The 13,683-nt window shown below is 46.6% G+C and carries 4 protein-coding genes; 2 read left to right on the top strand and 2 right to left on the bottom strand.

The window, feature by feature from the left end; translation table 11 throughout:
- Positions 1 to 12: 12 nt before the first annotated feature.
- On the bottom strand, positions 13 to 3,168 hold the full coding sequence (locus V7S65_RS01445) for a SusC/RagA family TonB-linked outer membrane protein (protein ID WP_336386454.1): 3,156 nt from the start codon (positions 3,166 to 3,168) through the stop codon (positions 13 to 15).
- A gap of 726 nt (positions 3,169 to 3,894) precedes the next feature.
- Between V7S65_RS01445 and V7S65_RS01440 the strand changes: the two genes are divergently transcribed.
- Entirely contained in the window at positions 3,895 to 8,625 is a 4,731-nt protein-coding gene (locus V7S65_RS01440) for a translocation/assembly module TamB domain-containing protein (protein WP_339545001.1), read from the top strand.
- A 111-nt stretch (positions 8,626 to 8,736) separates the two neighbouring features.
- Here V7S65_RS01440 and V7S65_RS01435 read toward each other — a convergent pair whose 3' ends face one another.
- Positions 8,737 to 9,939 (bottom strand): bifunctional 3,4-dihydroxy-2-butanone-4-phosphate synthase/GTP cyclohydrolase II, encoded by a 1,203-nt coding sequence (locus V7S65_RS01435; RefSeq protein WP_079468575.1) that lies wholly within the window; start codon positions 9,937 to 9,939, stop codon positions 8,737 to 8,739.
- Positions 9,940 to 10,343: 404 nt separating this feature from the next.
- On the opposite strand from V7S65_RS01435, the gene V7S65_RS01430 reads away from it, so the two are divergent.
- The gene (locus V7S65_RS01430; RefSeq protein WP_336386456.1) at positions 10,344 to 13,610 is read left to right on the top strand and encodes a TonB-dependent receptor; all 3,267 of its coding nucleotides are present in this window, start codon (positions 10,344 to 10,346) and stop codon (positions 13,608 to 13,610) included.
- Positions 13,611 to 13,683: the final 73 nt, after the last annotated feature.

Raw genomic sequence — 13,683 nt, 5'->3', positions numbered from 1 at the left:
TCTTTTTAAAAATTAAAAACCAACATTTACACCGAGGGTGAACTTACGTGGTATCGGGTAGCCGCCACCGGTGTAAGTACCTTTTTCATCCACTGCTTCCGCATCCGGAACGCTTGATTTCTGGAACATCTTTACATTGTCTACCACCCCGTAGATCTGGAGTTTGCTCAGCTTTGCACGTTCCAGGAACTTAGGACTGAACTGGTACGCCAGGTTCAGGTATTTGATACGCAGGTAGGAACCATTTTCTACAAATGCAGAAGAGAAAGGAAGGAACTGGTAGTAATATTTCTCGCTGTAAGGAATCACTTCTGAATACTTACTGTTATCGCCTTCTTTATGCCAGCTGTCGATAGTAGAAGGATCTATAGCTGCAATGGTTGCATAGCTGTTGGTTAAACCGGTAAGCCTGTCGGACATGTATTTGTTATAGATATCACGTTTAAGGGTAAACGTCAGATATACCTGCATGCTCCAGGGTCCGTAAGAGAACACGTTGGTGAAACCGCCGGTACACGCGGGGTTAGGATTACCGCTGCGCACCTTATCATTCCAGTCCCAAACATCATAGTCGCCGTTCTGATCTTCCCAGATAAAGTCGCCTGCCTGCACGGTATGGTTACCGCCCCAGTAGGTAAGCTTTTCACCGGTGTAAGGGTTAAAAGGAATATCTTTTTCACTGGCGTATACTCCTTTGTTTTTGATCAGGTAAAATTCATTGATAGCGCGTCCTTTGGTCAATACATAGGTCATACCGGTGTTGTTGTCCGGTACCATCAGATCACGGTTATCATTGGGTAATTTAACAATCTGGTTTTTGATGAAAGACAATATCAGGGTAGAACTCCACTGGAACTTAGTGGTGGGCGGTGTAATACGACCCTGCACTGTGAATTCCACGCCGGTGTTGCGTACATCTACCGCGTTGGTATTTACCTTATCATACCCGGAAGTGGAAGGCAGCAGCAGGTTAAACAACAACTTGGAAGTACCCCTGTTGAACGCATCGGCAGTTACATTCAATCTTCCGCCAAAGAAACTTGCATCCACACCGATGTTGGATTGAATGGCCTGTTCCCAGGTTAATCCGTCCTGTGCCACACCATCTGAGAAGTTAGGCGTTACCGCATTCACACCATTGTAGGTGCCGCCGGTAGATCCGCCATAGGTACCCTGGTTGATGCTGTAAGTATTATACTGGAGGTAATATTGTTTTGGTAAACTTCCTGTTACACCATAGCTTCCACGGATCTTGAAATACTCCACCCACTTTTTGAAAGGGGCCATAAATGGTTCGTCTGAAATATTCCAGCCACCGGATACAGAGGGGAAGTAGCCCCATCTGCTGTTACGGCCAAAGCGGGAAGAAGCATCTGCACGATAGGCAAATGACAACAGGTACTTTTCTTTATAGTTATAATTCACACGGGAGAAAAAGGACAGCATGCCGGACGACTGGTAATCAGACCCGGAAACGAGGTTGCCATATGCGTCTCTGTACATCATATAGCTGAGGTTATAGCCCTGTACCACTTTCACGTTGTCGTTACTCAGCGCGCCGCTGCCGATACCGGTAAATTCATTCCGGATATTGTTGATGGTGTTACCCAGCAGCACGTTTAAGTGATGGTCTTTATTGATGATGTCGGAAGTATAGCTCAGCGTGTTATCGAGGTTCGCATTTTCAAAGCGCGATTTACCACTTTGTGCATAAGACAACCCGGCGGTGTTCAGCTCTCCGGGACGGAAAATGTCGCGGGTATTGATGCTGGACTGGATAGATCCGATGGAAGCAAAGCGCAGCTTTTTAGTGATATCGTAGTTTACGGTAAGACTGGCAGTGATATCATCGTTGATGTTTTTATCACGACCGGATTCCAGGTCGCCGGTAAAATTTTTGCGATCGATATCCGAGATATTAAACAGGGAAGAAAGATACTGGCCGCCTATTAACGGGATGGTATTTTCTCCGGGGAATACGCCACGGCCGCGGGATCTGTCGCCACGGCTCAAACGGAACAGCGAGGATACATTCAGGCGGGACGACATTTTCACGCCCATTGCGGCGGAAACGGTATAACGCTTAAAACCGGTACCACGGATCGTTCCATCTTCATTGTAGTAGTTGCCGCTCACGCGGTAGTTGGTGTTTTCTGATGCGCCGGAAACAGACAGGTCATAGTTCTGGATGATACCGTTCTGGTAGAAGAGATCCTGCCAGTCGACCGCTCCGCTGAAAGCGGGGTTCAGGCTATCTGTGAGCATCATAGGGATACCGTTCACTTTCTGCTGATCAGTAAGGTACTTTTGCAGGTAGTCCATTTTGAACCATCTTTCTTCAGCGCCGCCATATACTGTTTCAAACTTTGGTTTCTGGATCATACCGGCGTAGGTGGAAAAGTTCACCTGTGGTTTACCCTGTTTACCACGTTTGGTTTTCACGATTACCACGCCGTTAGCACCGCGGGAGCCGTAAATAGCTGCTGCCGATGCATCTTTCAGGATGTCGATCGATTCAATATCGTTGGGATTCAGCCCGGCAATGTAGTTGGTACCGGTGTTGTCAAATGCGGCGGCATCGTCCAGTGACACCGGGATGTCGTCGATCACAAACAGCGGGGAGCTGAGGGTGCGGGCGGCGCTGGCATCGCGGCTGATAGAGGTGTTTCCCCTTACCACGAAAGAGCCTCTTACACCAGGTTCACCGGTGAAGTTCTGCACGTTCAAGCCGGCTGCACGGCCTTGCAGGAGCTGGTCGAAGCTGGGAGAAGGCAGGTTTTCGATGTCCTTGCCTTTCACGCTGGAAACCGCTGCTGTTACCGTTTTACGCCGTACTTCCTGGTAGCCGATTACCACCACATCTTTCAGGCTTTTGGCATCCGGCTTCAGCGAAATGGAGTAAGATGCTTTCCCCGACAACACCACTGTTTGCGTTTCAAAACCTATAAATGAAATGGAAAGTTTGTTGGAATTGCCTTTCAGGGTAAGCGTAAACTGGCCTTCGGGGCTGGTGGCCGCCCCATTATTGGTACCTACTTCTTTTACAGATACACCGGGTAATACCCCTCCTTTATCATCTGTAACAGTACCTGAAATTTTTCGCTCCTGGGCCCATGCGTGCAGGCATAGGAATCCCATTAGCGCTAGTAGTAGCAACTTTTTGTGCATAGATTCTGGTTTATTGAATTATTCTGGAATTATCAGACTGGTTGACTGAATGTTTACGGAATTTTGTTCACTGGTGAAATAATCGTTGTTACTGTTATTGGAACGGGTGAATTACAATTGTTGCTGGTATACTATAATTTGGCTGAATAAATCTGGTTACTTAAATGTTTGTTCACTGAAATGCTACATTGTTCATTAATTGCTCACTCGTACTTTCATTGTTCTGGAAGGAAATTTAGAAATGTTAAAGTTTTCCTAATAGGCCGGAAAGAATTAGTGACACTATTATGACGGAGATTTTCACGCGGTGAGAAATAGCTATATATCCCCATAAAGTATTGATAATTAGATTTAAAGAAGATAGGTGCATTTATTCTTTCATCTTTATAAGATAAAATACTATTATCAAATAAGAATATAATACCACAATAAAAAAGAAGGTCCGACAATTTCATGATAAACTCAACGGGCCGTTTTTTCCGGGTGTACAAGGGACCGGTACACACTCACTGGCACCTATATACGAAATCACTGGTCAGCATACTTTGCCGGTTAAACCGGAAATCCATCTTATTTATCTGCTAAATGGCATTGACTGCCAACTATTAATTATTTTTGCCGGATAAACTTTGCCGCCTGAAAAAAGTACGGAAAATATTATCTGTCGTGTTACTGTGTTTGTTAGGCCTTGTCATTCTGATCGGAATACTGGTAAACATCCCCGTGGTGCAGAACTTCCTTGTGCATGAAGTGACCAGCCGCTTGTCGCAGCAGCTTAAAACCCGCGTGGAAATAGACCACGTGAGCTTCCGGCTGTTCAACAGTATGCAGCTGGAAGGCGCGCTTATTGAAGACCAGCACAAAGACACGCTGCTGTACGCAGGCAAGCTACAGGTGCGCATCACCGACTGGTTCTTTTTCCAGGACAAGCCCATTATCAAATTCATCGGGCTGGAAAATGCGCAGGTAAACCTGCTGCGTACCCGCAAAGATTCCGTGTGGAACTACCATTTTCTCGAAGAAGCATTTAGCTCTTCCAAACCGGATACCAGCACCCAGCCTTCCGGCGGTATTTCCCTGGACCTGAAAAAGATTGATCTTAAAAACATCCGGCTCAACCAGGTGGATGCCTGGGTGGGTGAAGATATGCGGGCATCTGCCAAACGTATTTATCTCGATGCCAAAAACCTCGATCTCCAGAAACATAACATCGATATACAGGAACTTACCCTCACTAATCCCAATTTCATTATCAGCAGCTACGCTGCCTCTCCCCTGCGCCGCCGCCGGAAACCCAGTCCGGACCACCCCGTACCCGATACCGGGCAACTGCAGCAGCTGCGTTGGAACAATGATAACTGGAAGCTGGTGGTGAAAGAACTCAATATCAAAAACGGCATCTTCGGTGTGGATAACCCCGACGACAGCACGAAAATAGAACCCGGCTATTTTGCGCCGAATCATATCCGCTTCAATGAAATCAATCTCTCCCTCACCAATACCAGCCTGGTAAAAGATAGTGTGATCGGGGATCTGACCCTGCGCACCAAAGAGCGGAGCGGCTTTGAAGTGAAAAAATTAACCAGCCGGTTTAAAATGTCGCCCGTGGAGATGGAGTTTTCACAGCTCGACCTCGAAACCAACCGCAGTCATATCGGCGACTACTACACCATGCAATACAGCGACATCAGCGATATGAGCGATTATATCAATGATGTGTTCATGCAGGCCCGGTTCAAAAACTGTAAACTATCTTCAGACGATATCGCCTTTTTTGCACCGCCCCTTTCTACCTGGAAAAAAGAAATTACGCTGAGCGGTAAGGCCAGGGGCCCTGTCAGCAACCTGAAAGCATCTGAAATAGATCTTACTGCCGGTACTACCACCCGTCTTAAAGGCAGCCTGGAAATGCGCGGACTGCCGGATATCTATGAAACATTTATCGATTTTCATACAGAAGAACTGGTTACTACGGGCAATGACGTGATGCAGATCATGCCCATTGTAAAAGATATTGTGAGCACAGTGCGTATCGACCGCCTTTCTTCCATCCGCTTCCAGGGAAGCTATACCGGGTTCATCAACGACTTTGTGGCCTATGGCCAGTTCCAGACCAATCTTGGTAAACTGAACTCCGATCTTAACTTTAAAACCAGCCGCGATATCCCCGTTTACTCCGGGAGTTTAAAAGCCACCAACTTTGATATTGGCAGCCTTTTTAATAATGCCAACCTGTCTACCATTTCGCTAGATGCCAAAGTAGACGGCGCCGGCTTTAACTTTAAAACGCTGAAAGCTACCGTAGATGCCGATGTGCAGGAAATATCCCTGTTTGGATATAATTACCGGAACATCAAAACAAAGGGGGAAATGAGCCGCAAATTCTTTAATGGCTCGCTCACCGCCAATGATCCCAACCTGGATATGGACTTTGCCGGGACCATTGATTTTAATGCCGCCCTGCCGGAATTTAAGTTTAATTCAGAAATCCGTAAGGGAGATCTGAAAGCCCTGCATATCACAGAAGATTCCGTAACACTGCAGGCCAAACTGGAGCTGAACTTTGTGGGCAGCAACATCGATAACTTCGATGGTACCGCGCGGATGTACGATGTATCTGCATTTAAGGACAACCGCCGCCTGGAATTTGATTCCCTGTATATATCGTCGCACATGGTGGACAACCAGAAGCTGCTCGAATTTACCGGCAGTGAAATAGACGGTTTTGTAAAAGGACAATACAGTTTCCTCCAGCTGCCGGATGCTTTTCACCTGCTGCTGTATAAATATTACCCCAGCTATTTCAGTGCACCGCAAAATGCCGTCATCAACCAGAACTTCACCTATGCTATTAATCTCGGTGAAGTGGATAAACTGCTGAGCGGCTTTACCAAACAGTTCTCCGGGTTTGATCACGCTACCGTAACCGGCGCGCTCAATACCATGAATGGCGGTAACCTGGCCTTAAACATCCAGGTACCGGAAGCCGGCTACCTGGGATATCATGTACAGGAATTACAGGTTAAGGGAGATGGCAACTTTAATAAGGTGAACATCAGTGCAAGCATTGGCAAAGTATTATCCGGCAAAAATGTGATCCTCGAAAACCCGGTGATACTGGCCAGTTCAGGGCATGACACCTCTTTTGTAAAAGTGGACCTGGCCGCGGAAGACACCTCATCCCTGGATGGCTTCTATGCGCGGATCATCACGGTAGCGGACGGGCTGAAGATTAATTTCCTCAACAGCGCCTTCACCGTAAATGAACGGCAATGGAATGTTACCCCCGGCAACGAAATATACTGGAGCAAACATTTTCTCACGGTAAAAAATCTCCGGGTTACCCGCAATGACCAGAGCATTACCGTAGAAACCAATGAATATAATCCCGATGAATCAAAATTCATCGTTACACTTAAAAACCTGAACCTGGCAGATGTAATTCCTTCCCAGCTGATTTCCACACGGGTGGAGGGTATTACGGATGGCACCATTAATATTGCAGATCCTACCGCAAACCTCGACATCAATACCGCGCTGAGAACACGGGAGCTGCGTATCGATAACGACTCCATCGGCATTTTAAATATAGATGGCACCTATCATCATCTTACCGGCGACGCCACCTTTAATATACAATCTGATAACGAAGGAAAGGCTTTCCTGGCACAGGGCAAAGTGGGATTAACCGCGGCCAACAACGGGATTGATGCCAGCGTGAAGCTCAATGGCACCTCTGTGAGCCTGTTGAATAAGTATCTCGCCGGCTATGTATCCAATCTCACCGGCGCGGTAACCGGCACCTTAAATGTAAGCGGCACCACGCGGGTGCCTTCCGTTAAAGGCGCGCTCACCCTCGATACCGTAGGTGTTACCGTAGATTACCTGGGCACCCACTACCGCATTCCGAAACTGAATGTGAACATAGATGACAACCTGATTGAATTCGGCAACTTTACGCTGGTAGATAAATACAATACCAAAGGCACTGCCAGCGGGTATATCAGTCATGATCACTTCGACAAGCTCAACTTCGACTTTGATGTTACCGGCCGCGGATTCCTGTTCCTGAATACCAGCGCCACCGATAACGACCTGTTTTACGGAGATGTGCTGGCCGATGGTAAAGTATACTTCTCCGGTCCGCTGAACGATATGCAGATGCACATCCTGGCCCGCCCGATTAAAGGCACGCACTTCTATCTCCCTATGTCCGACAGCAAGGATATCGGGAAGTACGATTACATCACATTCAAAAGCTACGGTACCGAGATTGTTGAAAAGAAGAAGAAAAAAGACAATACCAAACTCACCGTGAAGCTGGACATCGCCGCCAATCCTGATGCACAGATCGATGTGATCCTGGACGCCACCACCGGCGATATTATTTCCGCCAACGGTACCGGTAACCTGCAGATCACGGTGAATACAGAAGGCGATTTCACCATGTTTGGTAACTACGAGATTAATAACGGTTCCTATAACTTCAATTTCCAGCGGCTCACCAGCTGGAAGTTCGACATAGAAAAGAACAGTACCATTACCTGGAACGGTGATCCGTCGGAAGCGCGGGTAAACATCATGGCGAAGTACTCCCTGCCAAAGGTAAGCCTGTATAACCTGGTAGGCCAGGGTACCAATGTGAGCACCGATAAACTGGCTACGCGCACCGAAAAAGTGGATGTGCTGATCAACCTGCGTGGCGCCCTGCTGAAACCGGATATTACTTACTCCATTGAGTTGCCTGAAGTGGGCAGCCTGGCTTATGAAAGTGGTGTAGCTGCCCATCTGAAAGAGATCAACAATGACCAGAACAAGGCGTTGTTCCAGGTGTGGGGGTTGCTGTTTTCCAACCAGTTCCTGCCGGATGATGCCACTACTACCGCTGCTGCCAATGTGGGCATTACCGGTAAAAACAGTGTGGGACAAGCCTTATCCGCCCAGGCGCAGGCCATTCTCAATAACATCACCGGGGCGTTGCTGAAAGGAAGTGGAATCGGGGTGAATGTGAACTACCGCGCGTACAATGTGGGCGGACCACAGGACAACTCCTCGGTAGACCGTAACCAGGTGAGCGCCGGTATTACCAGCAATTTGTTTAATAACCGTTTCCGTTTATATGCCGGTGGTGATTACGACTGGGGTAAAACGGCTACTTCCGCCAATACCAACCGTTTTGCCGGCGACTTCCGCATTGAATACCTGCTTACGCCGGATGGCCGTTTCCGTATCAATGCCTTCAGTAAAACGGATTATGATGTGTATAACCTCAACAACCGTACAAAATCCGGTGTGGGCATTTCCTATATCAGGGAATACAACCGTTTCAGCGAGCTGTTTAACGACAGGCGGCGCAGACGTACACCATTACTGGATTCCCTCCGCCGTGCAGCGATGCTGAAACAGGAGCAGGATGATTCTTCCCGCATTAAAGCAGATACTACTAATATTGAATAAACAACAAAGGGAACAACAACTGCTGTTAAACAGTGTTACTCCCCGGTGTGGTTTACTTTGCAGGAATGGGTTCATTCCTTACTATACGCGTTCCCAATGATGACTGTCGGTTTATCCTTTCAGGATATCATGTCCCAATTTGTCGCGTTTGGTTTTAAGATAATTCTCGTTGTGCGGGTTGGGATGAATTTCTATGGGCACATTTTCAACAACTTCCAGGCCATAACCACTTAAACCGGCGCGTTTGCGGGGGTTGTTGGTGATGAGGCGGAGTTTGCAGATACCGAGATGGCGGAGGATCTGTGCGCCTACGCCGTAGTCGCGTTCATCCATTTTAAAGCCCAGTTCCAGGTTGGCTTCTACGGTGTCCATGCCTTCTTCCTGCAGCTTATAGGCTTTCAGTTTGTTCATAAGACCGATACCTCTTCCTTCCTGGTTCATATATAATATAAGGCCTTTCCCTTCTTTTTCCACCATTTGCATGGCGGCGTGCAGTTGTTCGCCACAGTCGCAACGCAGTGAGTGGAGGATATCCCCTGTTACGCAGGATGAGTGGACCCTTACCAGTACCGGTTCATCTTTTTTCCAGTCGCCTTTTTTCAATGCCATGTGAATTTCACCGGAGTTGATTTGTTTGAAGGCGATGAGTTCAAAGTTGCCGTATTTGGTGGGCATCTGTACTTTCACGCCTTCTTCAATCAGCGTTTCCGTGCTGAGGAGGTAGGCGATCAGGTCTTTTATAGAAATGAGTTTCAGGTTGAATTTGGTGGCAATTTCGCGGAGTTCCGGCAGGCGGGCCATAGATCCGTCTTCATTCATAATTTCCACCAGTACGCCGGCAGGCTCAAACCCTGCAAGGCGGGCCAGGTCGATGGTGGCTTCCGTGTGGCCGGAACGGCGTAAAACGCCGCCGCTTTTGGCTTTCAGCGGAAAGATATGGCCTGGTTTACCCAAATGTTCCGGTTTGGTGGTGGGATCAATCAGCGCCTGTACTGTTTTAGCCCTGTCGTGTGCGGAGATGCCGGTAGTGCAACCGTGTCCGAGCAAGTCTACCGAAACGGTGAAAGGGGTTTGGTGCAGGGCGGTATTATCGCGAACCATGAGATCCAGTCCCAGTTCTTCGCAGCGCTCTTCTACCAGCGGTGCGCAGATGAGCCCACGGCCGTGGGTACTCATAAAGTTGATGATTTCAGGTGTTACGTTACGTGCTGCCGTGATAAAATCACCTTCATTTTCACGGTCCTCGTCGTCTACCACGATCACCAGTTTACCGTTTTTTATATCTTCTATTGCTGCTTCTATTGTATCTAACATATATTATTCCCTCCGGGTCAGTAATGTTGAATTGCGCAAAGTTACAACATATACATGTGAAAAGTTGCCGGTGGAAGTAAGTGCTGTTCTATATGAAAACCATTGGGAAGATGTTAATTATACAGCGTAATTTTAACATATAACAATGATTGCCAATTTAATAGAGGATTTATACACCTGAAACCCGATAAGGTTCACTGTGGTAGCAGATTTTTCTCATTATTAATATCTCATATTTGAGAAATCGTAATTTTCGGGGAAATTCTTGAAAAAACTATTTATTAAGAAGGCTATGGCTAGATGCAATTCAAATTTTGATATGCCACTTGAGATATCCACAGTGTACTTAACAATTTGTTAATTCCGCGTTAAAATTTTCACGGGAAAATTGTTCAACTTTGCGTTTGAAACAACAACTTCTTTGCTTTATGGGGTTTAAAAAACTACTCTTTACATTCTCATTGTTGCTCACCGTGTTTGTAACCTATGCGCAGGTAACTACCAGCAGCATAACCGGTGTTGTAACCGATTCTAAAGGCCAGGGCCTGATCGGGGCCACTGTAAAAGCCACCCACACACCTACTGGAACAATTTATGGCACCACTACCCGCGGCAGTGGTGAATTTACCATCCCTAACGTTCGTGTTGGCGGACCTTACAAGGTGGAAGTTTCATTTATCAGCTATGGAACTGAAACTTACAACGACATTTTCCTCAAACTCGGGGAACCGCTGAAGTTAAATGTATCGCTCTCTGAAGGCTCTACCAGCCTGAAAGAAGTGAGCATTACTGCCAGCAGGGCTATCGCCAAAGGAAACGGCGGTACCGCACTGAACATTTCCCGTACACAGATGGACAATATTCCTACTGTAAACAGAAGTGTACAGGATTTCGTAAGACTGAGCCCGCAGGCATCTGTTTCTACCAATGGTAAAGACGGTTCACCTATGGGTATCTCTTTTGGCGGCCAGAGTAACAAGTACAACCAGTTCGCGGTTGACGGCGCTGTAACTAACGACGTATTCGGCTTATCTGCTTCCGGTACCAACGGTGGCCAGGCAGGCGCCAACCCTATCTCCATAGAAACTATTGATCAGTTACAAATTGTACTGAATCCTTACGACGTTAAACAGAGCGGTTTTACAGGCGGTGGTATCAATGCCATTACCAAAAGCGGAACAAATGATTTTCATGGTTCAGCGTACTTCTACTACCAGGGACAATCCCTCGTAGGTAAAGCCCCGGATTCTACCCGCCAGGGCTACGGCGATTTCACCAATAAAATATTCGGTGCATCACTGGGCGGACCAATTATCAAAAACAAATTGTTCTTCTTTGTAAATGCAGAGAGATCTGTCAGGAATAACCCGGTAGATTTCAACCCTGCAACCGGATCTTCCAACGTTACTGTCGATGAACTGAAAAGTATCTACGACTTTGTTCAGAATAAATATAAAGTAGATCTGGGAAGTTATACGGACCAGGAACGTGATAAACCATCTACTACCCTCTTTGGACGTATCGACTGGAACATCAACGCCGTACATAAACTGACCGTACGTCATAACTACCTGAATGCAAGTGACCTGATCTACAGCCGGACTAACAGTACTGCTGCTTTTGCAAACAACTATTATAAATTCCCTTCAAAAAGTAACTCCAGCGTTATTGAGTTGAACTCCAACTTCTCTAACAGGCTGAGTAATGAACTGAGGATTGGTTATAATAATGTAAAAGACAGAAGAACTTCCCTGGGTCAACCTTTCCCTACTGTTACCATTAATGATAACGGTCGTACCATCAACCTGGGTAGCGAGTTTTCTTCTACTGCCAATGCACTGGATCAGAGTATCTGGACTATCACAGACAACCTGACCATGTATAAAGGTAAACACACCATTACAGTAGGCGCCAATGCTGAAATCTATAAGATCAAAAATACCTTTATCCAGGGTGCTTTCGGTTCTTACACTTATGATTCCATCAGCGGATTTATCAATAACCTGAAACCAAGACAATACCAGATCAACTATAACACCGCAGATTCTACCCTCCGGGATGGTATTGGCTTCAAAGCAGCACAGATCGGTATTTATGCACAGGACGAGTGGAATATCAGGAAAAACTTCACCCTGACTTATGGCGTAAGAATAGACATTCCTATCTTCCCAACCACCCCTCCGGATAACGTAGCATTCTCTAAAGACCCGAACTTTGCAGGTTATTCTACTACCACCATTCCGAAGTCAAGACCACTGATCGCTCCGCGCGTTGGTTTTAACTGGGATGTAACCAACGACGGACTGACTACTATCCGCGGTGGTGTTGGTATTTTTACAGGCCGTGTACCATTTGTATGGATTTCCAACCAGTATGGAAATACCGGTAACGTATATACCAACGTAAGTTTGAGCGGTTCAGGTTTACCTAGCAGTTTCCGTTTCAACTACGACGGCAACAGTCCTTTTTATGGACAGTACTCTGCTGCCAACCTCTCTGCAATGGGTGCTAACGTAGGAAGCAGCCCTTCCAACATTAACCTGTCTGACAAGGATTTCAAATTCCCGCAGATGTTTAAAACCAACCTGGCTATCGAAAGAAGACTGCCATGGGGAATGAGTGCTACTATTGAAGGTAACTTCACCAAAACACTCAACAACGCGATCTGGGAAAACCTGAACGTTATTCCTACCGGTGACAGCGTTTCTTTAGGCGGTGGTGTTAAAAGACCAACCTGGAAAAAGAAAACCACAAACTGGGGTAACCAGATTCTCCTGCTGAAAAACACCAACGAAGGTTATACTTATAACATCTCCGGTGAACTGACCAAACAAACAAGTAACGGTTTGTTCCTGAAAGTTGGCTATTCTTACGGTGATTCTTATTCTGTAAATGATGGTACCTCTTCTACTGCCGGTTCCAACTGGCGTTTTGGACCAAACATCAATGGCCTGAACAACCTGGAAATGGCCCGCTCTAACTACAGCATGGGCAGCCGCGTATTGGCAGTAGCTTCCAAAACCTTTAAATATGGTAAAGAAGATAAATTCCGTACTACTGTAACCTTGTTCTACAACGGTCAGTCTGGTATTCCTTACTCATGGGTATATTTCAACACTGTTGATCCTACCGGTGATGACCTGAACTCCAGCGGTAACAACGACCTGATCTACATTCCAAAGGCAACAGAAGTAGCCACTATGAGCTTCGACCTGATCTCTCAGAAAGATTCCAAAGGCAATGTAATCTACAGCCGCACTCCGGATGAACAGAGAGCTGATCTGGAACGCCTGATCAGCAACGACAGCTACCTGAGCAAACATCGTGGTGAAAATGCAAAGAAAAATGCAAGCCGCACTCCGTTCGAAAATATCTTTGACTTTAAAATAGCGCAGGTACTGCCTATTTACAAAGGTCATAAAGTGGAAATCACTTTCGATATCCTGAACGTAGGTAACCTGCTGAACCAGGATTGGGGCAGAACTTACTTTATCGCCAACAACGCTTCTACTCCGCTCACATTCAGAAAACTGGATGCTACCTCAGGTAACGCGGTTTTCCAATATGACAGAAGAAGGGAAATCAATGGTTTTGGCGATGAAAAACCATACTATATCAACAACTTCACTGCACGCTGGAGAGGACAACTTGGTCTTCGTTACAGCTTCTAAGAAAGCAGGATTTAATTTATAAGAAGAGGGCTGGCCGGATGGTCAGCCCTCTTTTGTTTAGCTGGCAACCTCA

Source organism: Chitinophaga sp. CCNWYY40 (assembly GCF_037483205.1).
GTDB lineage: Bacteria > Bacteroidota > Bacteroidia > Chitinophagales > Chitinophagaceae > Chitinophaga > Chitinophaga ginsengisegetis.
Note: the sequence above shows the minus strand (reverse complement) of the source record. Positions and strands in the feature narration are given on the sequence as shown.

Coding starts and splice junctions, on each gene's coding strand:
- V7S65_RS01445 (WP_336386454.1), bottom strand. CDS start 3,168: ATGCACAAAAAGTTGCTACTACTAGCGCTAATGGGATTCCTATGCCTG.
- V7S65_RS01435 (WP_079468575.1), bottom strand. CDS start 9,939: ATGTTAGATACAATAGAAGCAGCAATAGAAGATATAAAAAACGGTAAA.